Here is a 26,860-nt window from a genome sequence, read left to right as displayed (position 1 = left end):
CCAGTGGGTGGGGTTGTGGGGGTGGTCGATCCAGAGCCGTTGGTGGTGTTGGGTGGCGGTGATGCCGAGGCGGGGCCAGTCGGGTTTGCCGTGGGTTAGCCAGGTCTGGTGGGCGTGTTCGACGGGTTCCCACAGTGGGGTGGGTCCGGTTTCGGTGACCTCGTATCGGTTGTTCGTGGTGGTGAGGGTGATGTCGGTGGTGGAGCCGTCGGGGGCGGTCATGGTGGCCGCCGCCGGTCGGCCGGTGTCCGGGTCGAGGCGCATGCCGATCGTGACTCCGTCGGGCAGGCCGTGGAATTGGGCCAGCAGCCAGACCACGCGGTTGTCCCACCAGGGGGTGGGTGGGGTGGTGGTCGTCCGGCTGCGGGGGCTGCTTGTGTCGGGTGCTCGGTGTTCGCCGGGGGTTGTCGGAGCGGCGCCGCGCATTCCCATGAACGAGGCCCACCGGCTGGAGAACCGGCCTTCCAGTCGGTCACCCCGCCGGTGGAGGAGAGCGAGCCCGCCCGCGTTGATCGCCGCGGGCATCACGTTCACGAGCACCGTGCCCCCGGGGGTGAGTTGTTCGGCCCAGTTCCAGGGCACGCGGGGGACGGAGCAGGTGGCGATGATGCGGTCGTAGGGCGCGTGTTCGGGCAGGCCGTCCGCGCCGTCGCGGCAGGCCAGCGTGGGGTGGTGGCCCAGGCGGGCCAGCCTCTCGCGGGCGGCCTCGACCAGAGCAGGGTCGATGTCGACGGAGTACACCTCGCGGTCGCCGAGCCGATGGGTCAGCAACGCGGTGGTGTAGCCGGTCCCGGTGCCCACCGCCAGCACGGTGTGCCCGTCGTGGACGTCGAGGGTTTCGAGCATACGCAGGATCAGGTCGGGTTTGGTGCCGCTGGAGGTGGCCTCTCGGTGAGAGCCGTGGTCGGTGAGCTGGGTGACCAGGGTGGTCGGTGAGTAGGTCAGTTCGAGGCCCTCGCCGGTGTCGGTAGTCAACCGTTGCCACGTGCCGGTGCTGTCCTGCTGGTGTGCCTCGGGCACGAGCACGTGCCGGGGTACGGCGGCCACGGCGGCTTTCCACACCGGGTCGGTGAGGTCGCCGCGTGCTTCGAGTTCATCGGCGAGTCGTTGTGCTCGCCAGATCCAGTCGGTGTCGAGATGTGTGGTCATGAGATTCCCTTGCTCAGCAGGTCGGCCAGGGAACGGGTCAGCGGGTGGCCGGTTGCGGCTTCGAGCCAGCCATACTGCCCGCCCGGGTTGATTTCCAGGAACACCCAGTCACCGTTCGGGGTGACGACGAAGTCCAGTGCTCCGTACCGCAGATCGAATCCGGCCATGAGGGCGCGGATTCCCTCGGCGACCGAGGCCGGGGGCTCGATCGGTTCGTAGGTCAGCGCATCGTAATCGGAGCGCCAGTCCACACGGGTACTGGCGCTACCGGCGTGGATCGCGGCCGCGAACAACTGCTCGCCGATGGCGATCACCCGTGTCTCGAACGCTTTCGGCACCCACCGTTGCAGCAGATGCGTGGTGGTCTCGATGCCACGCAGGTCGGCCAACTCGGCCTGGTCGAGCAGCCGGGTCCACGAGATTTTCCGGGTACTGTCCTCGGAGATCGTGTTCGAGCCGACCAGCTTGGTGACCGTTGGCTCGGTCGCGAACTCGCGTACCGGATCGGGTTCGTTGGTGATCAGCGTGTCCGGCACGGTCAAACCACACTGCTGGGCACGGACGAGCTGGACCGGCTTGTAGGCCGCATCGGCCATCCGAGACGGGTGATTGATCCACACCACGTCCAGACTGGACAGCACGCCGCCCAGCCCGTACTTGGCTTCCAGGAACGCGTGGTGACGCTCCGCGTCGGACAGTTCGCCCGGCATCCGGTACGCCTCCGGGCTGTGATACCACACGGCGTGGACGTCGTCGAGGGAGACGAGTTGACCAGGTGTGCGCAGGTGTCCGGACCACCGGCCCCCACGCAGCCCAGCCGAGACACTGAGCCGCGCGGGAAACCATCCGGTGTTCACCCGAGCCACCGCCGTGCCACGTTCGGTCAGCGTGGTCACCATCGCGTCCGCGGTCGGATCGAGGTCACGAGCCAGGATGAGTACGGTCATGCCGGCGGCCCCGGGAAGTCCGGCGCGAAGTCGTACATCCAGTCTTCGACTCGCCCCTCGTCGCCATCGCCGTCACTGACCGAGTCGGCACTCGGATCCATCCGCAGCTCGTGGAACGAGTTCCCCTCGCCGTCGACGGCCACCTGCCGTTGGTGATCGTAGTGCCAATCCGACGGCAGACCACGGCCCGTGAACGGCAAGGGGTGCATGCCTCGCAGTCCCCACGGCCGCACCCCTTCGGGGGAAGCGGTGTCGGTGCTTTCGACGAGCCCGCTCGGCCGAGCGAGCGGAAACTGAGCGCTGCCCGGAGCCAGCGGATCAGCCGCAACTGTCATGGTTTCTACCTCCGTGTTCTCTCTTCAGCCGTTCGGCCGACTCAGCACCGCTCCAATCTCGAAGCCCCGCCAGGAGCGGTGAGCACCGCCAGGCACCGGCCCGGCGGCAACGGTTCGGCAGTGGGCGGGGTGGTTTCGCCGAACCGGGGTCATGGGGTGGACGCCCGGCCGATGCCTTCGGGGGCAGGCACCGGCCGGACGGGACGGCCCGATGCCGGACGTCGGGGGTGTCAGCGGCACCGGGCCGTGGTTCTACAGGGCGTGTAGCCCGGCCAGGACACGGTCGAGCAGAGCCGTCGAGGGCCGCTCGTCGGGCGCGGTAGCCTGGGCGGGCCGACCCGGTAGCTTGCTCCTACCGGGTCGGCGCTGTACTGCCGCCGACAACGGCAGCGTCCCGCGCCAGTGCGTCCACCGACCCCGTTCGGTCCTCGGTAGCTCACCGGTCAGCGCGGTGCTCTCGGTCATGTCCTTGCCTGCCTGTTTCTGTAGCTGAGCGACGGTCAGCGCTCCCGGACCTGCCCCGGAATGTCTCGGTCTTCGCTCCGAGTAGTGCCCCCACACGGTCAGCACCACAGCCGTAGCCGCCAGCACCACCGCCAGCACGAGCGCGGGCCACGTCTCAGGCATTGGCCCCACCCCCGTTCCGTCGCGGCACGCTCGCGGAGTACCGCCGCAGTTCGGCGACCAGTTCCTCGGCGCGGCGGGCGATCTCCTCGACCTGCTCGGCGGTGTGGGTGCCCACGGCGACCGCGAACGACAACTCCCTCAGCTCCTCGGCGCGCTGGTGCAGCGCGGAACCGAGCACGACCTCGGCGGACCTCGGCGATGGCGTACTCACTGCCCCGCCTCCCTGATCGCCGCGTCGAGCACGTCCCGCAGCTGTTTCACCTGCTCAACCGTCCACTCAGTCCGGTTGTAGACCGTCGGGGTGTCGATACGAATCACGTTCGGCGACCATTCCGAGCGCCACACCCGCAGCGCCCCCTCACCACCCTCGTGACGGCATCTCGCCCGCACCCCGAAACCTGTCCAGTCGTATGGCATTCGACACTCCGTGAGCTGTATCAGTTGGATATGAGCCAGTGTGTTGGATTTAGATACACACCCACAAACCTCCGATCAGGGGATAATCTCTGAATCCACAACGCGTTAGGTTTGGTTTATGGCTCAATCCAAACCAGGCAGCCCCAAAGCGCGCTCGCTCGCTGCTGAACTGCGCAAAGTACGGCAAGATTCTGAGGTCGGCGTCCGCGAATTGGCTCGCCGGATTGGAACCTCACACGGCTGGATCACACGTACCGAATCCGGAAGCCGAGTCATCACCGTCGACGACGTGACCAGCATTCTCGAAGCGCTGGAGATCACCAGCAGGGAGCGGGAGCGCCTGGTCGAAATGGCGCGGGACGCCGACGAGCCCGACTGGCTGCGTCCCGGCATTCCCGGCGTCCGGGAAGAGCTCGTGACGCTGATCGAGTACGAACGCACCGCGACGCACACGATCTTGGGTGCACCATTGCTGATCCCGGGCATCCTGCAAACATCGGACTATGCGCGGGCGATCATGTCGGGACTTCCGACCGGCGAGCGCGAGGCCAAGATCGGGATGCGTGCCGGACGCCGCGACGTGCTCACCAAGACCAATGCTCCGACATTCGAGGCGTTCATCCTCGAACATGTCCTAGACAGCCCCGTGTGTGACGACAGCGCTCGATTGGACCAGCTACGACACCTGGTCAAGATGAATGAGCTCTCGAACGTCTCAATCAGGGTACTACCGGAGAGACTCGGCTGGACGCCGCTGCACAGCGGGCATTTCATCTACTTCGAGTTCGGCACTGCCGCACCGATCGTACATCTGGAGACGCTCGGCTCCGGTGTGTTTCTCTCCTCACCTGGAGCAGTCAGTACCTACCGCGATGGGATAGGTAACCTCCAGCAGGCAGCGATGACCAAGGAGGAGACGACCCAGATCATCGCTACCCGCATCGAACAGATGGAGGAGACAACATCATGACGGTACACCCCCAGGGATGGCGCAAAGCGAGCTACTCGTCCCGGGAAACGGACTGCGTCGAGGTCGGCCACACCCCGAACGGCGCCGCCGTCCGCGACACCAAGGACCGCTCGGCCGGATACTTCACCACCACCGGCCAGCAGTGGGCCGCGTTCATCGACGCCGTGAAGTCCAACCGGTTCGACTGAGACCGGGGCTGAGACCGAACAGCATCAGTTCGAACAGCACAGCGCCCTCGGGGAACGATTCAGAACAGCGCGCCCCGAGGGCGCTTTCGTGCACTTCGTAGGTCCGGCTTCGATTGTCTCGGGGTATGGGCAAGGAACGTATCACTAGGTGCAGTCGAAAGTGTGTCATTCGTCGACAACTAGTGTGGTGCGCTGGAGCGGATAACGGGGTGGATGCCGCGCACGGATAGCCGCCCGCCTCAGCTGTTGGGCCGCAGCCCCGAGACCTCATCAGAGCCGGTCCAGTCCGGGGTACGTCCAGCCACGCTCGCAGGGCTTCGCGGGCGATGTGGTGCAATTTGAACTTCGCGATAGGTGCCACCATCGATGCCTTGGCCCCGACGATCGGACATGAGGAAATCGGCGAAGTCGAGCCCGACATAGAGCAGCAACAACGTGATCACGGGTCGAGGGGTGGCGTTGGACCGAGTGTAGACACCGTCGCTATTCGTTTTCGTCGGAGACTTCCTGCTCGGTGGTCAGTTGCTACCGGAAACGCGTGCGGGCAACTGCTGTGTACGGCCTCGACGTACGCACGGTAGTCGCTTACGTCGAACGAGGGAATGGATTACGCAATAAGGAGGAGCAGTATTTTCATGCAAATTTCTCAATATTTCTACCGCAGAAATCCCCATATTTAATATGGCCAACATGAGTGATTTAAGTCACTTAAAATACTGTTGATAGCAGCGGAAACATCGCAGAGCACAGGCAAGGCAAGGCAAAATATTCTGGTGGTGTTTTGTGCGCAACAGAGTGCTAACTCTCACTTTATCTATTTTAGCCATTCTTGGCATGGCAACATCAACCGCTTCAGCGTCCGCCAACGATATGCCAGACAAAATCCCTGCCGAAGTGCAGTCCGCACTGGATCATTTCGGGAACACCGGGGAGTTAACAGAGCAAGAGAAAGCTACAATTCGCGATTATCCGAATATCGCGAAACACGTACCTGATCCGGACGCCCCGATTGAGACCTTCGGAACATCGAGCCCCGCAGACAATAACGACTCAGAATCAGTCAGCACACTTGAATCCAGCAGTGGATCATTCAATAATGGAACAGGGTGCTGGATCACTAGGGTCGGCGTACGCAAAACTTCCCTACTGGGAAATACGCAATTCGACTACATGGCTCGGATCGATTATTGCGCAAATGGCGCGACAGTCACCAGTGTTCATCAGAAATATCATTATCTGAACAATGCAGATGGAGTGACTTACCTGCGAGGTTACGCTAACGGGTCACCACACGTTAGCGGAGTTGGTGGTTCGCGTTCCGACGTAGCGATACACGGATTTATCGAACTATGTGCCGGTGTATGTTACGCTAGTCTCTACCTTAAGATCGATGCTACCATATACAATGGCGGGTATTTTGAATGGAGTGCACGCGTGTAATCTCTAAAGAGAGGCGCCCATGAAACGGCTAAATATCACCCTCCCATTACAGATCGTTCTGGTCAGTTTAGCACTATGGGGAATAACCTTGTCAGTGTTTGGCCCATCGGGAGAATTTGGTGCTCTAGAGATCGCTATGATAACTGCCGTATCACTCCTCCTCTCGTTAGGTTTACACGCAAAAAATTTAAAAATAAAATACTTCCCGCGATCTCGAAATATCAACAAAGAATCTATGCAGTAGCGACATTTTCATCAGTTATCGACAAGTTGACAACGCAGCGAAAAACAAGGAGACGTAAATAGAACCGTTTGTTCTGCCGCTGGGCGGCAGAACAAACGGACTTACATATGAATCAGCCAGCAACACGCCCTCGGCAGGCCTTCGCAAAGCAGAACCGACAACAAGTCCGGTCTCGCAGCAACCGAATTTTGGAGACTGCCCTGCATCGGACTGGACAGTGCCAACACCTCGATGATCGACCAACGCACACGGATAACCGCCCCTCCAGTGCCGTACCGAAGCCAACATTTCCGCCGACATCCCTTTCGGTTAATTCAGATATCCTGCCCCAATCTCTTCAACAGTACCCTCACCGAAAACCCAGAGACCGCGTCACCGAATCGGTATCTCTCCCATGCTGCTCACGGAGCACGGTAACCTAGAAAAAAGATCCTGTACTGCTGATCAGCCTACCTTGCAGGGCAGTATCCGCCACAATCAGCGTATCGTTTAATTATTTCCAGCAGCGAAAGACATTCGCGAGCCCACATCAAGCTTGATCTCAGCATAAGGCAGCACGTGGAACCATAGGCGATGGCAGCCAACCCTGATCTTCATCGATAAGTTGCCACTATTCGGTCTCCAGCACGCCTTGGCGTACGAACGTCCATCCGGATGCCGATGTTCACGCCCTAGATAGCAAGCGCCATTCGGTCAACACATGCTGATCCAGCGAACCGTGTATAACGATCGAGGATCGCGTCTAGACCTCCATTGTTGTCACTGGCTCCAGGAACAACCGAATTCACGAATTCGGTTTACCGCCCTGCCCCTTCCTGCTGGTTGGCCATTCGATTCAAAACCATCGCAACGGCCGCACTTCCGATAATAGTCGGCGAGAGCAGGGCAAGCGTGGCCGTCGATGCCGTACTTGCCTCGATGAAAGCACCGACGACGAGCAAGACGACTACTGATAGGGCTATAGCACCCAGTAGTTGCAGCAATGCTGTGGTCCGTCGCCGCTGCGGACGCCTACGCCACAGCAACAGGATACCGAAGACAGGGACCGCTGCCAGGAAGCCGGCGAGCAAGAACAACGCGAACGTCATGGAACACAGCCTTGCACACGGATGAAGGATTTCACTTGTTTTCCATGCAATCCATCCACATGGAAAACAACCAAGTTGGCGCCTTTTGCCGAGCACGACAAGAAGCCATGACGCTCGTCCCGACTCACTGTGACCGGGTCAGGAGCGAGTACGAGGGCGAGTTGTCCGATGGGGTGGTGCTTCCGAGGGGTTCGCGGGCACGGACGCGACTCCGAACCATTGATCGGGCCATTACCGCAGACCGCACCGGCATCGAACCTCTAGAGTCGCTGTCATGCGACTGCCGGAAGAACTGACCCTGCCGGAGAGCATGGTTCCGGAGGAGACCGCGGACCCGCCGGTCACCCCGCGCGACGCGGCGACCGTCGTGCTGCTGCGGGACGGCCCGACCGGGCCGGAGGTGTTCCTGCAACGCCGGGTGCGGGGGATGCCGTCCGCGGGTGGGATGACGGCCTTCCCCGGTGGTGGGGTGGACAGCCGTGACAGCGAGACCTCGATCTCCTGGAGCGGGCCGGGACCGGACTGGTGGGCGCGGCGGTTCGGCTGCGACCCCCGCTCGGCCCGCGCGCTGGTCTGCGCCGCCGTGCGGGAAACGTTCGAGGAGGCCGGTGTCCTGCTGGCGGGCGAGAGCGACGACCGGGTGGTCGCGGACACGGCTCGCTACGACGCGGAGCGGCGGGCGCTGGTCGCCAAGGAGCTCTCGCTGGCGGAGATGCTGCGGCGGCACCGGCTGGTGCTGCGCGCCGACCTGCTGGTCCCCTGGTCGAACTGGGTCACCCCCGAGATGGAACCACGGCGCTACGACACGCGCTTCTTCCTGACCACCGTTCCCGAAAGGCAGCGGGCGGACGCCCGCACCGGGGAGGCCGCCGAGGCCTACTGGCGCGCTCCCCTCGAAGCGCTGGCGGACTGGCGCGCGGGCCGCAACGGGCTGCTTCCGCCCACCTGGGTGACCCTGTCCGAGCTCGCGGAGTACGAGGACGCCGCCACGGCCCTGGCCGCCGAACGCAGCATCGACAAGGTCGTTCCCAAAGTGGTGCGACAGGACGGAGCATGGCGGGTGGTGCTGCCCGACCGGCAGGCCCCCGACGGGCGTTGAGGACCGCACCGGCGAAGGCCCGGACTCCCCGAGCCGAGCGTGCGGCCCCGGCTCGCGAGGACGTCGCGAAGCCGGTGGCCGCACGGAACCCCGACAGGCGATCAGGAAAGGACACGAGGTGGCCTCGTCATCCCCCGAGCACCCGGCTCCCGGCGTCCCGCGCCGGGTGCTCGACTACGCGACCGTGCTGCTGGCGCCCAACCCGGGCGCGATGACGCTGGACGGTACGAACACCTGGCTGGTGGGTGATCCCGCCTCGGACGAGCGGATCGTGATCGACCCCGGCCCCTCGGACGCGGCTCACCTACGGGCCGTGCGGGAGCAGGGCCGGATCACCGGTGTGCTGCTGACGCACCACCACCCCGACCACACCGAGGGAGCGGCGGAGTTCGCCGAGCTCACCGGGGCACCGGTTCGCGCCCTGGACGCGGAGCTGTGCGCCGACGGCGCCGTGAGCCCGGCGGGGTTCGGCGCGGGACCGCTCGGCGACGGGGAGGTGCTGGAGGCAGCCGGGGTACGGCTGCGGGTCATGGCCACCCCCGGGCACACCGCCGACTCGCTGTGCCTGCACGCCGAGCACGCCGGAGTGACCGCGCTGTTCTCCGGTGACAGCATCCTGGGCAGGGGAACGACGGTGGTCGCGGCCGAGGACGGCGACCTGGGCTCGTACCTGGAATCGTTGCGCGCCCTGAGCCGACTGGCCGGGAACACCTGGCTGCTGCCCGGTCACGGGCCGGAACAGCCCGACGCCCGAGCGGCCGCCGCGCACTACCTGGAACACCGGCGACAGCGGCTGGACCAGGTGCGTGCGGCGCTGGGAGAACTGGGCGGACGCGGTGAGCCCGGCGAGGTCGTGGACATCGTCTACGCGGACGTGGACCCCGCGGTGCGACCGGCGGCGGAGAGCACGGTGCGCGCACAGCTGCGCTACCTGCGGGAGGTCGGCGAACTCCACTGAGCGGTACCAACGGTCCGGCTCCCTCGCGGGAGACCGGGGTGGCCGGGCCCGCTCGGCGCGGCCTCCGCCGGTTCCCGTTCCGGTGGGCCGGGGTCGAGCGGCCCCGCTCGCGAACAGCACCCGACTCCCCTCCTCCCCTCCTGTTCCGGCGAAGAGCCGGTCAGCGGGGAGGGCTCCCCCGAGCACGGTTTGCCCACCCAAGTCGGCTGGGTATCGCGCTGGCGACGGCAGCAGAGCAGCGAGGGAGGGATCGGATCATGGCCGAACCGGTACCGGTACGTCGTGGGGAACGCGGCGCGATGAACGCCCGGCCGGTGCCCGCCTTCTGGCAGGAACCGTTCCGCGAGCTGGAGGACATGTGGGACCGGATGGAACGCATGTTCGACCCGGGGTGGAGCACCACCGGGGCCGGTGGCATGTGGCAGCCGCTGGTCGATGTCACTGAGACGGAGGACGCCTACGAGTTCGAGGTCGAGGTCCCCGGCGTGGATCGGGACGACATCAACGTCGAGATCCGCGACCACGAGCTGTGGATCACCGGCGAGGTGAGGGAGCGGGAACGCTCCGGCGTGCTGCACCGCCGCACCAGGCGCACGGGCAGCTTCTCCTACCGCAGTTCACTGCCCTCGGGCGTGGACAGCGAGAACGTGGAGGCCAAGCTCGACAGCGGCGTCCTGACGGTGCGGGTGAGAAAGAGCGAGCGGCAGAAGCCGCACCGCGTGGAGATCCAGTGAGCACCACTCCCGGCGCCGCCGGGCTCCCGGTCGGACTCGTCGCGGGTGGTGCGGGGCCGAAGGGACGTCCGGCGGTCGCCGTCCCGTACCCCCACTCCCGTGGCCCGGAGCGGGGAGGTCGCGGGGAACTCGACACTTCCCTCAGCGCGGGCTGGCGGCTCGCGGAACGGCTCCGAACGAGGCGGCGGAGCCTCAGCTCACCGCGCCCGCGAACGTCGAGCTCGACACCCCCCGGTCGTCGGCCAGCAGGGTACGGCGCCGCGACCACAGCAGCGCCCCCAGCAGCAGCCCCACACCACTGGCCACGAGGAAGGCGGCGGGCGGAGCGACGGACTCCACCACCTGCCCGCTCACGGACTGCCCGAAGGCCGCCCCGAGCGTCACCGAAGTGATGACCCAACCGAAGGCCTCGGTGGCGGTCCCGGCGGGCGCGGCGGTTTCCAGCGCGACCGAGTGGGAGGTGGACTGCGGCGTGATCAGACTGCCCGCGACCAGCAACGCCAGCGTCAGACCGAGCAGGGTTCGCGGCAACGCCAGCAGCGCGATGAGCAGCGCGAAGACCAACAGCAGGGTGGGCAGCCGCAGGTACATCGGGCGGGGCCAGGGACGCATGCCGTAGAGCACCCCGACCACCACCGAGCTCACCGACATCACGCTGAGCAGCAGACCGCCCATGGCGGCGTGCCCCGCGCGCTCGGCCGCCGCCGGGACGGCCACCTCGATCATCCCCAGCAGCGCGCCGAAACCGAACGCGGCCAGCGCGACGCTGCGCATACCCGGGGTGGCCAACGCGCCCAGCGGCGATCCGCTCTTCCGCTCGTCTCCGCGCGGGCGCTGGCCTCTGGCGGCCCGAGTGAGCGCGAACCCGGTACTGCCGGTGATCATGCAGCACGCCCCGACCAGGACGCCGGTGCCGCCCCAGGGCATGTTGACCAGCAGTCCCGCTAGACCGGGCCCGAGGATGAAGAACACCTCCATGCTGATGGCCTCGTACGAGTAGGCCGCGTCCCTCACTTGTCCGGGGGGCAACAACCTGGTCCAGAGCGCCCGGGAGGCGGGACCGGTCATCGGTTCGGTCACCCCGACCGCGACGGCCAACAGGATCATCGTCAGGGCGGGGCCACGGGCTTGCACCGCCGCGATCTCGGCGGCCACCAGGACGGCGAACATCGCCGAGACCACGAGTAGCGGTCGGGTGGGTCCCAGCCGGTCCATGATCCGCCCCTGCACCACGGACCCCACGGCAACTCCGACGAGGTTGCCCGCCGAGACCAGCCCCGCCACGGCGAACGATCCGGTCACTCGCTGCACGTAGAGCATCAGCGCGAGGCCGATCATGGCCACGGGCAGCCTGGCCAGCAACGAGGTAAGCACGGGTGCGGCGGCACCCCTGGTGGTCAGTGCCGCGCGGTAGTCGGCCAACGAGACGGAATGGGACACGCGTACCAGTATTACGAAAGTGGTACGCGAGTACCACTGGTTTTTCACGTTATCCCGCTCACCGTCGCCCTGCTCCGGCGGGCGGACACGAACGATGTTCGCAGGCCAGCGAGGAGGGACAGCCGGACGAAAACGGGGCGAAAAAATTCGGAACGGCACGCAACCCCAGCCGCCCCCGGTACGTCCTCACAAGTGAAAGGGCTTGGCAAGGCGGCTCGAATAACGCAAGCTAAGGGTGTGCAACGTACGAGTGATCGTAAGAACACTCGGCGTGGCCATCGGGAATCCGGCCGAGCGAGTCGCCACCGGGGCCTGCCCGTGGTCGAGCCGACGGCGGGACAACCGAAGAACAAGCCTTCGATGTGTTGGTTCGGGGCCGACCATCGAGGGATCGGGGAAAAGCGTGGTTGGTCGGGGGACGGACCACGCGAGAAGGAGGAACCGGAGCGCCGCGTCGGGGGTGGCGCCCGGTTCCTCTTTTCAGCTCGGGCCTTTCCGCCGAACGGGGCGGGACATCCACGGCCGCCTCGGGTACTTCCCGGTCGAAGCGTTCCCTCCGCACCAACCCGTGCCCAGGAGGAGCCGGACAGCGTTCCGTACACCACGGCTCGGCCCGCGCACCAGAACACGTTCGTGACGGCCCCGGCGGGGCGGAATCGCGGGAGCGAACGACGACCGGCGTCGGCGAAGAAACGCGACGCGACCACGTTCGAGCGGGGTGAGAGTCGCGGAGGTGTCACGGGGCGCTACCCGGACGCGTGGGGCCGGCCCCGTTCGGGCCGGCCGTCCCACGGGAGCACCGCGTCCACCGAACGCGTGCGGACATGCTGATAGGCACCGGCCGCTCCTACCGCGTGCCGGAGCACATACCAGTGGCGGTCGGTGTGGTCCACCGCTCCGGAATCCGAGGGCTGTTCCGCTGGGGCTCGCCCTCCGCGAGCGGTGTCAGCGAGCCCGGCGCGCCAGTCGCTCGGGGTCGAGGATCAGCACGCTCTTGCCTTCGAGCCGCAGCCATCCGCGATGCGCGAAGTCGGCCAACGCCTTGTTGACGGTTTCCCTGGAAGCCCCGACGTACTGCGCGATCTCCTCCTGGGTCAGGTCGTGCGTGACCCGCAGCAGACCGGACTCCTGGCTGCCGAAACGCTGTGCCAGCTGCAACAGCGCCTTGGCGACCCGGCCGGGTACGTCCGTGAAGATCAGGTCCGCGAGCATGCCGTTCGTCCGGCGCAGCCTGCGGGCCACCACGCGGAGCAGCTGCTCGGCGATCTCCGGGCGCGTCCCGATCCACTGCCGCAGCGCACTGCGGTCCATGGTCAACGCGCGCACGTCGGTCACCGTCGTGGCGGTCGATGTCCGCGGCCCCGGATCGAAGATGGACAGCTCACCGAACATGTCCGACGGTCCCATGATCGCGAGCAGGTTCTCACGACCGTCCGGGGACTTGCGGCCCAGCTTGACCTTGCCGGACTGGATGATGTAGAGGCGATCCCCCGGCTCACCCTCGGCGAAAATCACGTGCCCACGCGAGAACTCCACCGGTTCCAGCGATTGCGTAAGTGCCTCCGCGGCAGCCGGCTCCACTCCCTGGAAGATGCCGGCCCGCGACAGGGTCTCGTCCACCTCGTCCCTCCATGTTGAGACGCGGCGGCTTCTCGCTACGTCGGTACTGTCACTCGACACGGTACCGGCGTGTGCCGCCTATCACTACCGACCAGTCTACGACCGGTCACGCGAACGGCGGGTTCGTAGTCTGCCGGCGCGTCCCACCCTGCGAAGCTGGAACAGCTCCAGCGCACGTCCAATTCCCTGCCGGAACAGCGCCCGGACCTCGTCCGGCCGGGCGTTCTCCAGCAGCTCCTCCACCTCGTTCTCCTGCACCGCGACGTGCCGAAGCCGGGCCTCGACACGCTCCATGAAGAGCGTGAAAAACATGATCACGAGCGGTACGACGATCACGAACCAGGCAGTCATTGTGACCCAATCTTCGCTCATCCGCCGGTGCGATTCGCAACCGGGGTGCTTGACAGCGGTCAGGGCCGGCGCGACGCCCCCGGACACTCCCGAGACACTATCCGCCGAAGGGAGCGGCGGGCCCTCCCCTCCCGGGCTGGTTGCGGCACCAGCGGATCAACCGGGTCCGTAAGCTAGTGGGGTGTCCGATCCAGTTCCAGACAGCCCAGAGCACAGCACCGCACCGAAGCCGCGACGTACCGGTGAGACCCGGCTCGGCCTGGTGCGACGGGCACGCAGGACCATGCGTGCGCTCGCCGAGGCCTACCCGGACGCGCACTGCGAACTGAACTTCGAGACGCCGCTGCAACTGACGGTGGCCACCATCCTGTCGGCCCAGTGCACCGACAAGCGCGTCAACGAGGTGACGCCGAAGCTGTTCGCCCGCTACTCCACCGCCGCCGACTACGCCGGAGCCGACCGCGCGGAGCTGGAGGAGTTGATCCGCCCGACCGGCTTCTACCGCAACAAGACCAACTCGCTGCTGGGCCTAGGGGCGGCGCTGGTCGAGCGGCACGGCGGGGAGGTGCCCGCCACGTTGGAGGAGCTGGTCAAGCTGCCGGGGATCGGCCGCAAGACCGCGAACGTGATCCTGGGCAACGCGTTCGACGTGCCCGGTCTGACGGTGGACACGCACTTCGGCCGGCTCGTGCGCCGCTGGGGATGGACCGCCGAGGAGGACCCGGTCAAGATCGAGAAAGCGGTCGGGGAACTCATCCCGCGCCGGGAGTGGACGATGCTCTCGCACCGGGTGATATTCCACGGCCGCCGGGTCTGCCACTCGCGCAAACCGGCCTGCGGGGCCTGCCTGCTGGCCCGGGACTGCCCCTCCTTCGGCACCGGCCCCACCGACCCGGGAACCGCGGCCGAGCTGGTGAGCGGCCCGGAAGCCGAACGGCTGCTGGAGCTCGCCGGGGTGGGTGGCGAGTCGGCGGACGAGACGCGGGACGAGACCACCTCGGCGGCGAAGCGGGAGTCGGCGTGATGGCTTCGGAGCGGTCGAAGCGGTCCCGGTACGGCAACGAGATCCGCTGGACACTGATCGTCCTGGTGGTGGCGGGGCTGGCCGTGGTCGCCCTGTGGCCACGTGATCGAACCCCGACACGGCCCGAGAGCCCCGCCCCCACCGGCACGACCCGAACCAGCGGTGACCTCGCGAGCCTGCGCGCGGACGCCGAGCTCCCCGGTTGCGGACCGACCGGGAACGGCGAACCGCCCTCGCGGCTGCGGGGGGCCACGGGCAGCTGTATGGGCGACGGCTCCCGAGCGGACCTGGGTGAGATGACGGCTTCGGGAACCACCCTGATCAACGTCTGGGCGAGCTGGTGTCCGCCCTGCCGGAAGGAGCTGCCCGCGTTGCAGCGGTACGCGGAGCGGCAGGACGAGGTGCGCGTGATCGGCGTCCAGGTGCGCAGCGACCCGGCGAGCGGACTGCGGCTGCTGCGCGAACTCGGGGTACGGCTGCCGACGGTCCACGACTCGACCGGACGGGTGTCCCGTGCGCTGCGGGTGCCGAAACCGCTCCCCGCCAGCTACCTCGTCACTCCTTCCGGAGAGATCGAGCGAATGCCCGTCGAGGTGTTCGAGTCGGCGGACGAAGTCGCCTCGGCGGTACAGCGGAAACTGGAGGCGCGGTGAGCGAGGAACACGGACCCCTGGTCGATCCGAACGAGCTGCCGGTCTGGCTGCGACCGCTGGTGGAGCGCAGCGCGGAGGTGGACGCGACCTCCCTGGGGTGGTTACGTCCCCCGGAAGGGGACAGCCGGATACGCCCCGCCTCGGTGCTGATCCTGTTCGGTGAGGAACCCGAGCGCCACGACGGCCCCGACGTGCTGCTGCTGCGCCGCGCGGAGAACCTGAACTCGCACCCGGGACAGGTCGCCTTCCCCGGCGGCGCCACCGACGACGGGGACGCGGGACCGGTCGAGACCGCCCTGCGGGAGGCCATCGAGGAGGTCGGCGTGCTGCCCGCCGGCATCACCCCGGCGGCCACGCTGCCGGAGCTCTACCTGGCGCACAGCGACTTCCGGGTGACGCCGGTGCTCGCCCACTGGCACACCCCCAGCCCGGTCACCGCGGTCGATCCGGCCGAGACGGCGGCCGTCGCCCGGGTGCCGATCTCGGTGCTGACCGAACCGAGCAACCGCATCAACGTCCGCATCGGGGGCAGGACCAGCCCGGCGTTCCTGGTCCCGAGCATGCTGGTCTGGGGATTCACCGGCGGGCTGCTGGACGGAGTGCTCGACCTCGCGGGCTGGTCACGGGGGTGGAACCGTGGGGACGTGCGCGAACTGAGCGAAGCCTGGCAGGCGGCCGTCGACATCGACGATCCCGGTTTCGGACAATGATCTCCTCCACGGCCACGGCGGAACTCACGTACGTGGCCGGGTGATCGGCGCGTGGGTCGGCCCACTGGCAACGTTGAGTCGACCTCGGGCCGGGCGGCGCGAAACCACCCGGCCCGCACGGGCCACGCCAACGGTGAACACGAGGACTCTCGGACAGCCCCAAGAACGAAAGCCGAGGTAACCGGTGAACTGGGTCGACTTGCTGGTCGTGGCGCTGGCGGTGCTGGCGGCGGCATCCGGCGCACGCCACGGCCTGGTCACCGCGGCGCTGTCGTTCATCGGGGTGCTCGCCGGGGCGATCATCGGCGTGCGCTCGGCGCCCCTGCTGCTCGAAGAGCTCGACAGCGCGGCGGCGCGGATCGGGTTCGGGGTCGGCATCGTCGTGCTGCTCGTCGCCCTGGGCGAGACGGCGGGCATGTGGGCGGGCCACCAGCTCCGCGAGCGCATCACTGGGCATCGGCGGCTGATCGGCATCGACAACGCGCTGGGAGCCTTCCTGCAGGGAGTCGCCGTGTTCGTGGTGGCGTGGCTGGTGGCGCTGCCGCTGACCTCAGCCTCGGCGCTTCCCGGACTCGCGGGCAGCATCAGCAGGTCGAGCGTGCTGCGAACCGTGGACTCGATGATGCCGGAGGCGGCACGTGCGCTGCCCTCCGAGCTGCGGAAGATGCTGGGGGTCAGCGGATTCCCGGACGCCCTGCGGCCGTTCTCACGTACTCCGGTGGCCGAGATCCAGGCTCCGGACCCGGCGCTGGCGCGCAGCGAGGTGGTGCGCGACGTGCGGCCCAGCATCGTCAAGATACGCGGCAGGGCCCCCGACTGCGGACGAGCGCTGGAGGGGACCGGTTTCGTGGTCGCCCCGAACCGGGTGGTGACCAACGCCCACGTGGTGGCCGGGACCGACAGCGTGTTCGTGGAGATCGGGCGGGGGCGGTTCGCTGCCAAGGTGGTGCTGTTCAACGAGGAGGAGGACGTGGCCGTGCTGTCCGTCCCCTCGCTGGACGCGACACCCATGGAGTTCGTCTCCCGCTCGGCGGAGCCGGGCACGGACGTGATCGTGCTCGGCTACCCGTTGGACGGTCCGTACACCGCCTCGGCGGGCAGGGTGCGGGAACGGATCGACCTGCGCGGTCCGGACATCTACGGCGACGACACGGTCACGCGCGACGTGTACACCGTCCGCGCCCAGGTGCAGAGCGGCAACTCGGGCGGACCACTGATCAACCCGGACGGTGAGGTGGTCGGGTTGGTGTTCGGCGCCGCCGTGGACGACCCGAACACGGGCTTCGCGCTCACCGCCTCGGAGGTATCCGACGAGGTGGCGGCAGCCCCCACCCTGTCATCCGAGGTGGCTACCGGCGAGTGCACCGAGTGAGCCGGGCGGCGGGGCGGCACCGACCGGTGAGCACCATCCGTGCGATCCCGCGCTCGGACGGAGCCCGCGGCGGCGCTCACGCCGGGGACCGCTACTACTCGTCCGAGTCCTGCGAGTGGCGGTGGCGCAGCTGGGCGGATTCCCGCAACGAGTCCATGGTCCTCCGGGGAGCCGAGATCCTGCGCACCCGCCGGTAGCCGAACAGGGCCAGCACGATGGTGACCAGCAGCATCACCAGGAACACGATCCCGAACGATGCCCAACGCCACAGCCCCAGGGCGTCGAGTCCCTCCGCGAGGGTGAAGAACAGGAAGAAGCTGCTGAAGGCCAGCACCGCCAGCGCCAGGACGAAGTAGACACCGCCCTTGAGGGCCTTGCGTGCCTCGCCCGCGAGCTCGGCCTTGGCCAGCTCCAGTTCGCCGCGCACCAGCGAGGACAGGTGGGTGGCGACGTCCCGCCCCAGGGAGCCGATGGACTGCTCGCCGCCGGCCCCGGTGCCCTCTTCGGACAGTGGGATCGAGGTCACGGTCGAATCGGAGGTGGCGCCGGACCCGTCGTGTGATTTGTTCTGGGAGCTGTTCACGCTCGTTATCGTGCCACGAAGGGGCAACGACCACTCAGCGACGCGCCTCTGGGAGGACTGTGTCGCCCTCCCCGCCTAGACACTCCCGTGGCGGAACCTCCCGCTGGCTCTCGCTGCGGGTGCCCTCCTCGTGTAGCGCTCTACACGTCGTCGGGCCGTCCTCGCGAGAGCGCGACGCGGGAGAACCCGCCGGTGGCCGGGCTGCGGGCACGGACGTTCGGCGCTACCGCGCCGAAGCAAGAGCGCCCCGACACCGAGAACATCGGACGGTGCGACGACCCGCGCGGCGAGCGGCCCGGCCTCGCGATGAGTCCGCCTCACGCACCGGGGACACGCGCGCTGCGACACGCACGGCCCCGCGACCGACGATCCCGACAGAGCCGACGAACCGAACCACGCCGAGCGGTGCCAGCCGCTTACGACCACACCCACCCACCGGCACCGCCGCGGGAGCTCCGCCCCCCGATAGTTCGGACAGGCCGACCGGAAGAACTTCGCGCGGTGGCTCAGGTTCCGCTCGTGACGGACGTGGCGCTGTGCCGCTTGCGCAGCACCAGCATCAGCGTGGCCACGATCGAGGCGACGGCGGAGGCGATCAGCACGGCGGCCTTGGCTCGATCCGCCGCGGCCCCGGCCAGCGATAGATCGGCGATCAGCAGGCTGACGGTGAACCCGACGCCGCCCAGCATCGCCAGCGCGAACAGATCGCGCCAGGCGACCCCTTCCGGAGGGCTGCCGAACCCGAGTTTGATGGCGACGAACGAGGTGCCGAAGATACCCAGCAGTTTGCCGACGACCAGGCCGACCATGACCGCGATGGCGACCCTGTCCTGGAAGATGCTGCTCAGCGCGTCCATCCCCACCGGCACCCCCGCGGCGAACAGGGCGAAGACCGGCACCACGAAGGCGGCCGACCACGGCTGGAGCCGGTGTTCCAGGCGCATGGACGGCGAGGCGCGCTCGTAGGGATCGGGGCGAACCCTGGTGAGCAGTCCCAGCGCCACCCCGGCGATAGTGGCGTGTACCCCGCTGCTGTGCACCGCGATCCAGGTGGCCAGCGCCAGCGGGACGTAGAGCCACGAGGTCCGGATGCGGCGGTGCTGGGCGTACCAGTAAGCGACGCAGAGCAGCACCGCCACCGCCAACGCCACCAGGTTCATACCGCTGGTGAACAGCACGGCGATGACGATGATGGCCCCGAGGTCGTCCACCACGGCCAGGCTGAGCAGGAAGACGCGCGCGGTGGTGGGCATGGCCGAGGCGGTCAGCGAGAGCACACCGAGCGCGAACGCGATGTCGGTCGCCACCGGGATGGCCCAGGCCTGCCCCGCGCCGGGAGCACCGTGCGATATCGCGATGGCCAGCACTGCGGGCACGATCATGCCGCCCAGCGCCGCGATCACCGGGAGCGTGGCCTTCTTGCGGTCGGCGAGGTCGCCCAGGATCAGCTCACGTTTGAGCTCCAACCCCGCCACGAAGAAGAAGATGGCCAGCAGACCGTCCTTGGCCCACTCCCCGACCGTGAGATCCAGGTGCAGGACGTGCGGACCGATGGTGAAGTCGCGCACCGCCGCGTAGAGGTGCGACACCGGGGAGTTCGCGGCTACCAGCGCGACCACCGTGGCGGCGAGCATGAACATGCCACCGACGGTTTCGTTTCGCAGGTACGAGCCGAAGTCGAATCCCCGAGCCTCCGGGGCGCCGGACCGCTGTGCTCGGTTGCGCTGCGATTTCGCCACGGAGGTGCTCCTGAGCTTGTTACGTTGCGTACTCCACAGTGACCGTTTTCCGGCTCGCTCCGCGGCTGAGCCTAACACGGGGAAACGCCCGTCACGGCCCGTCGAGACCGGCATGGCGGCGATGAGTACGACAGGGGTTGCCAAGCCGAGGAAAAGTTGTTAATTCAAAACGGAACCCGTGCTGAACAGCGATTTCCGTCCGGTCGCCCGGCACGCGCCCTGGGTTCACTTGCTCGGGGGCAAGGGGGTTCACATTCGGGATGTGAGAAAAATCGAGCGGCATCCGGGATGCCCACTCGCTGCCGCGCTCACTTCTCGACGCGGCAGCGGCGGCGTCTCTCTCGCGAAATCCCCACGTCCCGGCGCGGAGCCGAGCTCCCACCACTCCCGCGGGCCGTACCCCCTCGCCACCGGCACCGCCTCGGGTTCCCCGATGCGACTCTCGCGGGGACGCCGGAGACGTTGTGCAGTGCCTACCCGATGTCTCCGGCACCCGCGACGAGAGTCACACGGGAGGTTCCACCACAAGAGCGAGTCGGAGAACCGACCCGCCGCGACCTTCCCTCAGTCGTCACCGCCGGACTTCATCCCGGCGCTGATCTGCTCCATGACGCTGGAGTCGGCCAGCGTGGAGACGTCGCCCACGTCACGGTTCTCGGCGACGTCCCGCAGCAACCTGCGCATGATCTTGCCGGAGCGGGTCTTGGGCAGCTCGGAGACGACCATGATCTGCCTGGGCTTGGCGATGGGCCCGATCTCGTGCGCCACGTGGTCGCGCAGCGTGGACATAGCCGTGTCGCCACCGGCATCCTCGCCGCTGCCGCCGCGCAGGATCACGAAGGCCACGATGCCCTGGCCGGTGGTGGCGTCCTCCGCGCCGACCACGGCGGCCTCGGCGACCGCGGGGTGCGAGACGAGGGCGGACTCGACCTCGGTGGTGGAGATCCGGTGGCCGGAGACGTTCATGACGTCGTCGACCCTGCCCAGCAGCCAGATGTCGCCGTCGTCGTCGTACTTGGCCCCGTCACCGGCGAAGTAGAACCCCTGTTCGGCGAACCGCGACCAGTAGGTGTCCTTGAAGCGCTGGTCGTCGCCCCAGATGCCGCGCAGCATCGCGGGCCAGGGTTTGTCGAGTACCAGCAGACCTCCTTCGCCCCTGCCGACAGGAGTGCCGTTCTCGTCCACCACGGTGGCCGACAGCCCGGGCAGGGGACGCTGCGCGGAACCGGGCTTGGCGGCGGTGACCCCCGGAAGCGGGGAGATCATGATGCCGCCGGTCTCGGTCTGCCACCAGGTGTCCACGATGGGCGCCCTGCCACCGCCGATGTGCTCGCGGTACCAGGTCCAGGCTTCCGGATTGATCGGCTCGCCGACGGTGCCGAGCACGCGCAGCGTGGACAGGTCGTAGCGGGCGGGGATCTCCGAGCCCCACTTCATGAACGTGCGGATGGTGGTCGGAGCGGTGTAGTAGGAGGTCACCCCGTACTTCTGCACGATCTCCCAGTGCCTGCCCTCGTGCGGGCTGTTGGGGGTGCCCTCGTAGATGACCTGGCTCGCACCGTTGGCCAGCGGCCCGTAGACGATGTAGGTGTGCCCGGTGACCCAACCGATGTCGGCGGTGCACCAGTACACGTCGGAGTCGGGCTTGAGGTCGAACACCACGTTGTGGGTGTAGGCGGCCTGCGTCAGGTAGCCGCCCGAGGTGTGCAGAATCCCCTTGGGCTTGCCGGTGGTTCCCGAGGTGTAGAGGATGAACAGCGGGTGTTCGGAGCCGAACGCCTCCGGGGTGTGCGTGGCGGGCTGCCGGTCGACGACGTCGTGCCACCAGAGGTCCCGCTTCTCGTCCCAACCGACCGCGCCCTCGGTACGGCGCACCACCAGCACGTGTTCGACGCTGGGGGTTTCGGTGACGGCCTCGTCCACATTGGCCTTCAGCGGCATCGCCGAGCCGCGCCGGAACTGCCCGTCGCAGGTGATGACCACTTTGGCCTCGGCGTCGTTGATCCGGCTGCGCAGCGCCTCCGAGGAGAAACCACCGAAGACGACGCTGTGCAGCGCGCCCAGCCGGGCGCAGGCGAGCATGGCGAACACGGCCTCGGGCAGCATCGGCAGGTAGATCGCGACGCGGTCGCCGGAACCGACGCCCAGTTCGGTCAGCGCGTTGGCGGTCTTCGAGACCTCGTCACGCAGCTCGGAGTAGGTGATCCTGCGGGAGTCGCCGGGCTCGCCCTCCCAGTGGATCGCCACCCGATCACCGTTGCCGGCCTCGACGTGCCGGTCCACGCAGTTGTAGGCGACGTTGAGCCTGCCCCCGACGAACCACTTGGCGAAGGGAGCGTTCGACCAGTCCAGCACCTGGTCCCACTCGGAGTCCCAGTGTAAGCGACGGGCCTGTTCCGCCCAGAAGCCCAGCCGATCCTCGGCGGCCCGGTCGTAAAGCTCGGCGGTGGCGTTCGCCTGCGCGGCGAAGTCCGCGGCGGGCGGGAACGTCCTGTTCTCCTCGAGCAGATTGTCCAGCGTGTTGCTCTGCCCGTCGGGGTGACTCATCGGTGTCGAACCTCCGTCGCTGCTGCTACAGCTCTGTCCGTAACCAAAACCGTAGTGGGATTTGGCTTACTTCGATAGAGGGAATTAAGCAAAGGTTGAGACCAATTTGTCCGAGGGTCCCCGTCCGCCCGGAAGGACTCACCGGAAGATCGCGTGCGGCACCGTGCTCGCGCCGTCGCCGAACCGTGGACTGGCGGCGCGCTGCTCCCTCCTCCCTCGTCAACGGCACCGATCACCCGCTTTGGACCGATTCTGGACGCCGAGAGCGCCCTTGTGAATCCCCCGCCGGAGTAGCGCTCGGCCAGGCGGGGGAACTCGACCACACCACGCTCGGCGGGCCGGAGAACGCGAAATCGTGACAACCGAACGCTACGAAGAACCAGTCCAGAACACCCCTGATTCGGCGAAACGAGCCGACACGAAAGAAGTAAGATAGTAACTTTCCGTACATGCGGCACCGGGCCTGTCCTGGGCAGTCGACGTGCCGACCACCTACCACCGGTCCGTCCCCGCCCGAGACGTGGAACCGTCGGCCCTCGTACCGGGCCGCAGCACCGCCCGAGCCCCACCGCGCGGACACCTCCCACCGTGCCTCGGGGAACAGCCGGGAGCCAGTCGGAACCGGAGCCCGGCGGCCGTGGCCGATCCGGGCGAACCGGCGGATGCCCCGCGACCGCGCGGAAGCCCCGGCAGCGGCGGTCCCGACCTCCTCTCGAACACGGAACCGCCCCGTTGACGGACGCGACCGGAGGGGTGCGGGTGCGCTCGGGTCTACGGGTAGCGTCTGGACACGTGAACGCGCAGGAATCGCTGAGCCCGCTGGTGCGGTTGTCGGGAGTGCCGGAGGCGGTCGAGGCCGCCAGGGCGGCGATCGACGAGGTCCACGAGCACCCCGCGAACCGTCGCGGCTGGCCCACCACGGCGGCGGAGGCGTCCGTACGCGCGGCGCGCGCCTCCGCGGCGGTCGCGGGCGGCGCGGCCGAGATCCCGGAGGGTGGTGAGGTCACCGACCCGCTGCTGGCCGGCTCACTGCGGGTGGCGGAGGCCCTGGGACCGCTGCTGGGCACCTGGCAACGCGCCCCGCTGCAGGCGCTCGCGCGGCTGCACGTGCTGGCGGCGGCCGACCTCGTCGGCGAACACGAACAGGAACGCCTGGGGCGCCCGCGCGCCGACCCGTCGGTCTCGGCACGCCTCGACCTGCTGGCCAGGACGGTCACCGAGCTCGGCGGACAGGCGCAGGGCACGGTTCCGGGCCCGGTGCAGGCCGCCGTGGTGCACGGGGAGCTGCTCGCACTGGCGCCGTTCGGCGAGGTGGACGGTGTGATCGCGCGGGCGGCGGCACGCCTGACCGTGATCGGCAGCGGCCTGGACCCCAAAGGCCTCGTCGTTCCGGAAGTGGCCCATTTCCGCAGGCAGCAGGAGTACGCTTCGGCAGCGGCCGGGTTCGCCTCCGGCGAGGCGGACGGTGTCGCGGCCTGGATCGTCCACTACTGCCGCTCGTTGGAGAACGGAGCCAAGGAGGCGAAGTCGATCGCCGACTCCGTCGGTTGAGCCGGGAGCCCCACCGGCGGGCGTCCCTCGCTCCCCACGGTGCCCCCGACGCCGACCGATCGCCCTCATCACTCCCCTCGGCAGGTGCCGGTCAGCGACCCCCGAGTGATCGAGCCGCACAGTCCCGACGAGAGAAAGGTTGAAGCGTGAAACGCATCCTGCTCGACTGCGACCCGGGAATCGACGACGCGCTGGCGATCGCGCTGGCGCACGGTTCCCCCGAGCTGGAGGTAGTGGGGATCACCACGGTGGCGGGCAACGTGGGGCTGGAGCACACCACCCCGAACGCGCTGAGCCTGACCGAGTTCTACGGCATGGACGTGCCGGTCGCCGCCGGTGCCGACCGCCCGCTGCTGCGCGCCCCGGACACGGCCTCCACCGTGCACGGCGCAACCGGCCTGGGCGACGTGGTGCTTCCCCGCGCCGGGGCCGAACCGGAACCACGGCACGCGGTGGACTTCATCATCGACACGGTCACGTCCTCCCCCGGCGAGATCAGCCTGGTGGCCGTAGGGCCGCTGACCAACATCGCGCTGGCGCTGCGCAAGGAGCCCCGGCTGGCGGAATGGGTGCGCGAGTTCGTGGTGATGGGCGGCTCCTACACGCGCGGCAACCTGACCCCGGCCGCCGAATTCAACATCGGGGCGGATCCGGAGGCGGCGAGCGTGGTGTTCGGCGCACCGTGGCACCCGGTGATGTTCGGGCTGGACCTGACCCACCAGGCCAGGGCGACGGCCGAAGTACGGGAGCGCTTCGCCGGGCTGGGACGGCTGCAGGACGAACTGCTCGGACCGTGCCTGGACTTCTACGGCAGCAACCGGCAGTACCGGGACGAGGGCCCCGCGATCCACGACGCCTGCGCGGTGGCCCACGTGATCGCGCCGGAACTGTTCACCACGGTGCCCGCCCGGGTGGACGTGGAGATCTCCGGCCGGTTCACCTCGGGGATGACTGTCACCGACTTCGCCCCGGAGGCCGAGCACAACGCGCTGGTGGCCACCGAGCTCGACCGACGGGCCTTCTGGGACCTGCTGACCGATTCCTTCCACGGCGTCGCCCGGGCTATGGCGGGCACGAACCGCTGAAGTCCCCTCCGGTGCCCCGGAGACGAGGGCGGGCGGCGGGACGCACCTCGTCCGCCCTCCGGACGCCCCGGAATGTCACGTGATGTGACCGACGTAGCGGAATACTCCGTTCCGCCACAGCGTCACAGCGACCGTGAGCACTCTGTTCGAATCGATCAAGTTCCGCGACATCGACATCAGGAACCGCGCCTGGGTATCACCCATGTGCCAGTACTCGGCCACCGACGGCGTGCCGGGCGACTGGCACATGGTCAATCTGGGCCAGTTCGCCACCGGCGGCGCCGGGCTGGTGTTCAGCGAGGCGACCGCCGTGGTGCCGGAGGGCAGGATCAGCCCGGCCGACACCGGGCTGTACGACGACGAGCAGGTCACGGCGTGGCGACGTATCACCGACTTCCTGCGGGCCCAGGGCGCCACCCCAGGCGTGCAGCTGGCCCACGCCGGTCGCAAAGCCTCCGTGAACCCGCCGTGGGCCGGTGACGACTCCGTGCCCGAGAGCTCGGGTGGCTGGCCCACGGTGAGCTCCACCGATCGGGCGTTCGGGGAACTGACCGCACCGCGAGCGCTGAGCACCTCGGAGGTCGCCGCGTTGCCCGAGAGCTTCGCCGCCGCTGCTCGGCGGGCCGACGAGGCGGGCTTCGACGTGGTGGAGCTGCACTTCGCGCACGGTTACCTGGTGCACCAGTTCTACTCGCCGCTGGCCAACGACCGCACCGATGAGTACGGCGGGGACTTCGAGGGCAGGGTGAGACCGGCGCTGGAGATCACCGAGGCGGTCCGCGCGGTGTGGCCCGCGGGCAAACCGCTGTTCGTGCGGATCTCGGCCACCGACTGGGTCGAGGGCGGCTGGACCGGTGACGACTCGGTCCGCTTGGCCGGGCTGCTGGCCGAACTGGGTGTGGACCTGGTCGACGCGTCCAGTGGGGGCGTGGTTCCCGGCGTGTCCATCCCGGTCGGCCCCGGTTTCCAGGTCCCGTACGCGCGACGGGTGCGGCAGGAAGCCGGTATCCCCACCGGCGCCGTGGGGATGATCACCTCGCCGGAGCAGGCCGAGGAGATCGTGGCGTCCGGTTCGGCCGACGCGGTGCTGCTGGCGCGGGAACTGCTACGCGACCCGCACTGGCCGCTGCACGCGGCCGACCGGCTGCGTGCCGACTCGCTGTGGCCGAAGCAGTACGAGCGCGCGGCACGCTGAGCACTGCGCCGTGCGGAAGTCTTGTGCATTCGGCGCGTTACTGGCGGAGTAACGCGCCGAATGTCGCGCAGTTCGACTTCGCCCGGAAAATCCACCAGCTCACCGAGTTCCAGCCAGTCCAGAAACTTCCGCGGGAACCCGCCCCACGATGGACCCGCTCAAGATCCTGAAACGACTGTGTACCGCGATTGTCCACGCACCAAAACACGACGGTAGATACCGCCACCCATATCTACTGACCAGTACGTAGCCGATCGCGACGAACACCACCTCATCACTGACAGCCGCCGTACCACCATCACGCGAAGAGCGCTCGCACCGCCGACAACACCTCGACGAGCCCGCACCACGAGCCATCCGACACAATCCAGCTTCACGCACCAATACTCACACCACGATCAGCGTGAAATCACCACGTAGAGCCCCTAACGTATTTGGTTGGGGAGTCGGCGCCGGCGGGTGAGGCTGGTGGGCAGGGTGTGGAAGTCGTGGTGGAGGTCGGTGCGGCGTTGTCATCGGGTTGCCGGGCGTCGGAACTGGTGTCGCAGTGCCGGGGTGTGTTCGACGACCCAGCGAACGGGCTGGTTGGTGTCACGGGTTGTACGTCGACTGATGAACGGTTGTATACCTCGATTTCGCAGGTGGGCACGATAGGTGTCGTGGTCGTAGCCGCGGTCCGCGACGAGCACGTCGAGTGTGCGGCGCGGTCGCCCGCGTCGCCCGCGTACCGGCGGGACCTTCTCGACCAACGACAGCAGTGGGGTGATGTCGTGCCGGTTGCCACCAGTGAGGAG

At 67.7% G+C, this 26,860-nt stretch carries 26 protein-coding genes; 12 read left to right on the top strand and 14 right to left on the bottom strand.

What is annotated here, in order from left to right; all coding sequences use genetic code 11:
• The 6 genes from BLQ75_RS22605 to BLQ75_RS22580 form a co-directional block, all read right to left on the bottom strand.
• The coding region (locus BLQ75_RS22605) for a methyltransferase domain-containing protein (protein ID WP_092604689.1) at positions 1-1,149 on the bottom strand (1,149 nt) is incomplete at its 3' end.
• On the bottom strand, positions 1,146-2,096 hold the full coding sequence (gene tgmB / locus BLQ75_RS22600) for an ATP-grasp ribosomal peptide maturase (protein ID WP_092604688.1): 951 nt from the start codon (positions 2,094-2,096) through the stop codon (positions 1,146-1,148). The genes BLQ75_RS22605 and tgmB, both read right to left, overlap by 4 nt.
• Positions 2,093-2,431 (bottom strand): hypothetical protein, encoded by a 339-nt coding sequence (locus tag BLQ75_RS22595; RefSeq protein WP_092604687.1) that lies wholly within the window; start codon positions 2,429-2,431, stop codon positions 2,093-2,095. The genes tgmB and BLQ75_RS22595 overlap by 4 nt, the downstream gene beginning before the upstream one ends.
• Positions 2,432-2,683: 252 nt before the next feature.
• Entirely contained in the window at positions 2,684-3,058 is a 375-nt protein-coding gene (locus tag BLQ75_RS22590) for a hypothetical protein (RefSeq protein WP_092604686.1), read from the bottom strand.
• Positions 3,051-3,269 (bottom strand): hypothetical protein, encoded by a 219-nt coding sequence (locus tag BLQ75_RS22585; protein ID WP_139183080.1) that lies wholly within the window; start codon positions 3,267-3,269, stop codon positions 3,051-3,053. The genes BLQ75_RS22590 and BLQ75_RS22585 overlap by 8 nt, the downstream gene beginning before the upstream one ends.
• Positions 3,266-3,475: a hypothetical protein gene (locus BLQ75_RS22580; protein ID WP_092604684.1), complete on the bottom strand. Its 210-nt coding sequence runs from the start codon at positions 3,473-3,475 to the stop codon at positions 3,266-3,268. Before BLQ75_RS22580 ends, BLQ75_RS22585 begins: the two co-directional genes overlap by 4 nt.
• Positions 3,476-3,593: 118 nt before the next feature.
• Here BLQ75_RS22580 and BLQ75_RS22575 point away from each other — a divergent pair, with 118 nt between their 5' ends.
• Complete coding sequence (locus tag BLQ75_RS22575; RefSeq protein WP_092604683.1) at positions 3,594-4,445, top strand: helix-turn-helix domain-containing protein; 852 nt, start codon at positions 3,594-3,596, stop codon at positions 4,443-4,445.
• The gene (locus BLQ75_RS22570; RefSeq protein ID WP_092604682.1) at positions 4,442-4,633 is read left to right on the top strand and encodes a DUF397 domain-containing protein; all 192 of its coding nucleotides are present in this window, start codon (positions 4,442-4,444) and stop codon (positions 4,631-4,633) included. Before BLQ75_RS22575 ends, BLQ75_RS22570 begins: the two co-directional genes overlap by 4 nt.
• Positions 4,634-4,872: 239 nt before the next feature.
• Here the strand turns inward: BLQ75_RS22570 and BLQ75_RS23685 are convergent, their stop codons facing one another.
• Positions 4,873-5,076, bottom strand: coding sequence for a hypothetical protein (locus BLQ75_RS23685; protein WP_170837645.1), 204 nt, complete (start codon positions 5,074-5,076; stop codon positions 4,873-4,875).
• 2,603 nt (positions 5,077-7,679) lie between these two features.
• Between BLQ75_RS23685 and BLQ75_RS22560 the strand changes: the two genes are divergently transcribed.
• The 3 genes from BLQ75_RS22560 to BLQ75_RS22550 all read left to right on the top strand — a co-directional run bounded on the left by BLQ75_RS22560 (position 7,680) and on the right by BLQ75_RS22550 (position 10,196).
• Positions 7,680-8,504: an NUDIX hydrolase gene (locus BLQ75_RS22560; RefSeq protein ID WP_092604680.1), complete on the top strand. Its 825-nt coding sequence runs from the start codon at positions 7,680-7,682 to the stop codon at positions 8,502-8,504.
• 118 nt (positions 8,505-8,622) lie between these two features.
• The gene (locus BLQ75_RS22555; RefSeq protein WP_211481560.1) at positions 8,623-9,462 is read left to right on the top strand and encodes an MBL fold metallo-hydrolase; all 840 of its coding nucleotides are present in this window, start codon (positions 8,623-8,625) and stop codon (positions 9,460-9,462) included.
• A gap of 257 nt (positions 9,463-9,719) precedes the next feature.
• Positions 9,720-10,196, top strand: coding sequence for an Hsp20/alpha crystallin family protein (locus tag BLQ75_RS22550; RefSeq protein WP_170837644.1), 477 nt, complete (start codon positions 9,720-9,722; stop codon positions 10,194-10,196).
• A 192-nt stretch (positions 10,197-10,388) separates the two neighbouring features.
• On the opposite strand, the gene BLQ75_RS22545 is transcribed toward BLQ75_RS22550, so the two are convergent.
• From BLQ75_RS22545 to BLQ75_RS22535, 3 genes are all read right to left on the bottom strand, one after another.
• Positions 10,389-11,636: an MFS transporter gene (locus tag BLQ75_RS22545; RefSeq protein ID WP_244515872.1), complete on the bottom strand. Its 1,248-nt coding sequence runs from the start codon at positions 11,634-11,636 to the stop codon at positions 10,389-10,391.
• A 945-nt stretch (positions 11,637-12,581) separates the two neighbouring features.
• Complete coding sequence (locus BLQ75_RS22540) at positions 12,582-13,256, bottom strand: Crp/Fnr family transcriptional regulator (protein ID WP_043569346.1); 675 nt, start codon at positions 13,254-13,256, stop codon at positions 12,582-12,584.
• Positions 13,257-13,352: 96 nt separating this feature from the next.
• Positions 13,353-13,607: a hypothetical protein gene (locus BLQ75_RS22535; RefSeq protein WP_019855884.1), complete on the bottom strand. Its 255-nt coding sequence runs from the start codon at positions 13,605-13,607 to the stop codon at positions 13,353-13,355.
• A 181-nt stretch (positions 13,608-13,788) separates the two neighbouring features.
• On the opposite strand from BLQ75_RS22535, the gene nth reads away from it, so the two are divergent.
• The 4 genes from nth (at position 13,789) to BLQ75_RS22515 (ending at position 17,366) form a co-directional block, all read left to right on the top strand.
• A complete protein-coding gene (nth, locus tag BLQ75_RS22530) occupies positions 13,789-14,631 on the top strand; it encodes an endonuclease III (RefSeq protein WP_211481559.1) in 843 nt (280 codons plus the stop codon).
• Complete coding sequence (locus tag BLQ75_RS22525) at positions 14,631-15,284, top strand: TlpA family protein disulfide reductase (protein WP_092604678.1); 654 nt, start codon at positions 14,631-14,633, stop codon at positions 15,282-15,284. Before nth ends, BLQ75_RS22525 begins: the two co-directional genes overlap by 1 nt.
• Positions 15,281-15,994, top strand: coding sequence for an NUDIX hydrolase (locus tag BLQ75_RS22520; protein ID WP_092604677.1), 714 nt, complete (start codon positions 15,281-15,283; stop codon positions 15,992-15,994). Before BLQ75_RS22525 ends, BLQ75_RS22520 begins: the two co-directional genes overlap by 4 nt.
• A gap of 184 nt (positions 15,995-16,178) precedes the next feature.
• On the top strand, positions 16,179-17,366 hold the full coding sequence (locus BLQ75_RS22515) for a MarP family serine protease (protein ID WP_092604676.1): 1,188 nt from the start codon (positions 16,179-16,181) through the stop codon (positions 17,364-17,366).
• A 94-nt stretch (positions 17,367-17,460) separates the two neighbouring features.
• Here the strand turns inward: BLQ75_RS22515 and BLQ75_RS22510 are convergent, their stop codons facing one another.
• The 3 genes from BLQ75_RS22510 to acs form a co-directional block, all read right to left on the bottom strand.
• Complete coding sequence (locus BLQ75_RS22510; RefSeq protein WP_244515871.1) at positions 17,461-17,892, bottom strand: phage holin family protein; 432 nt, start codon at positions 17,890-17,892, stop codon at positions 17,461-17,463.
• Positions 17,893-18,455: 563 nt separating this feature from the next.
• On the bottom strand, positions 18,456-19,688 hold the full coding sequence (gene nhaA / locus BLQ75_RS22505) for a Na+/H+ antiporter NhaA (RefSeq protein WP_092604675.1): 1,233 nt from the start codon (positions 19,686-19,688) through the stop codon (positions 18,456-18,458).
• A 564-nt stretch (positions 19,689-20,252) separates the two neighbouring features.
• Positions 20,253-22,235, bottom strand: a complete 1,983-nt coding sequence (acs, locus tag BLQ75_RS22500; RefSeq protein ID WP_092604674.1) for an acetate--CoA ligase — start codon at positions 22,233-22,235, stop codon at positions 20,253-20,255.
• 792 nt (positions 22,236-23,027) lie between these two features.
• Between acs and BLQ75_RS22495 the strand changes: the two genes are divergently transcribed.
• From BLQ75_RS22495 to BLQ75_RS22485, 3 genes are all read left to right on the top strand, one after another.
• On the top strand, positions 23,028-23,786 hold the full coding sequence (locus tag BLQ75_RS22495) for a Fic family protein (RefSeq protein ID WP_092604673.1): 759 nt from the start codon (positions 23,028-23,030) through the stop codon (positions 23,784-23,786).
• Between the two features lie 146 nt (positions 23,787-23,932).
• Positions 23,933-24,871, top strand: a complete 939-nt coding sequence (locus BLQ75_RS22490) for a nucleoside hydrolase (protein WP_092604672.1) — start codon at positions 23,933-23,935, stop codon at positions 24,869-24,871.
• Positions 24,872-25,004: 133 nt separating this feature from the next.
• Entirely contained in the window at positions 25,005-26,066 is a 1,062-nt protein-coding gene (locus BLQ75_RS22485; RefSeq protein ID WP_092604671.1) for an NADH:flavin oxidoreductase/NADH oxidase, read from the top strand.
• A 512-nt stretch (positions 26,067-26,578) separates the two neighbouring features.
• On the opposite strand, the gene BLQ75_RS24840 is transcribed toward BLQ75_RS22485, so the two are convergent.
• The gene (locus tag BLQ75_RS24840) at positions 26,579-26,815 is read right to left on the bottom strand and encodes a hypothetical protein (RefSeq protein ID WP_425286484.1); all 237 of its coding nucleotides are present in this window, start codon (positions 26,813-26,815) and stop codon (positions 26,579-26,581) included.
• Positions 26,816-26,860 lie beyond the last annotated feature (45 nt).

The sequence above is a fragment of the Actinopolyspora xinjiangensis genome, from assembly GCF_900104475.1.
In the GTDB taxonomy this organism is placed as follows: domain Bacteria; phylum Actinomycetota; class Actinomycetes; order Mycobacteriales; family Pseudonocardiaceae; genus Actinopolyspora; species Actinopolyspora xinjiangensis.
Note: the sequence above shows the minus strand (reverse complement) of the source record. Positions and strands in the feature narration are given on the sequence as shown.

Bases quoted from the DNA above. Each gene is read 5' to 3' on its own strand.
- tgmB (WP_092604688.1), bottom strand. From the start codon at position 2,096: ATGACCGTACTCATCCTGGCTCGTGACCTCGATCCGACCGCGGACGCG.
- BLQ75_RS22595 (WP_092604687.1), bottom strand. From the start codon at position 2,431: ATGACAGTTGCGGCTGATCCGCTGGCTCCGGGCAGCGCTCAGTTTCCG.
- BLQ75_RS22590 (WP_092604686.1), bottom strand. From the start codon at position 3,058: ATGCCTGAGACGTGGCCCGCGCTCGTGCTGGCGGTGGTGCTGGCGGCT.
- BLQ75_RS22580 (WP_092604684.1), bottom strand. From the start codon at position 3,475: ATGCCATACGACTGGACAGGTTTCGGGGTGCGGGCGAGATGCCGTCAC.
- BLQ75_RS22575 (WP_092604683.1), top strand. From the start codon at position 3,594: ATGGCTCAATCCAAACCAGGCAGCCCCAAAGCGCGCTCGCTCGCTGCT.
- BLQ75_RS22570 (WP_092604682.1), top strand. From the start codon at position 4,442: ATGACGGTACACCCCCAGGGATGGCGCAAAGCGAGCTACTCGTCCCGG.
- BLQ75_RS22560 (WP_092604680.1), top strand. From the start codon at position 7,680: ATGCGACTGCCGGAAGAACTGACCCTGCCGGAGAGCATGGTTCCGGAG.
- BLQ75_RS22550 (WP_170837644.1), top strand. From the start codon at position 9,720: ATGGCCGAACCGGTACCGGTACGTCGTGGGGAACGCGGCGCGATGAAC.
- BLQ75_RS22535 (WP_019855884.1), bottom strand. From the start codon at position 13,607: ATGACTGCCTGGTTCGTGATCGTCGTACCGCTCGTGATCATGTTTTTC.
- BLQ75_RS22525 (WP_092604678.1), top strand. From the start codon at position 14,631: ATGGCTTCGGAGCGGTCGAAGCGGTCCCGGTACGGCAACGAGATCCGC.
- acs (WP_092604674.1), bottom strand. From the start codon at position 22,235: ATGAGTCACCCCGACGGGCAGAGCAACACGCTGGACAATCTGCTCGAG.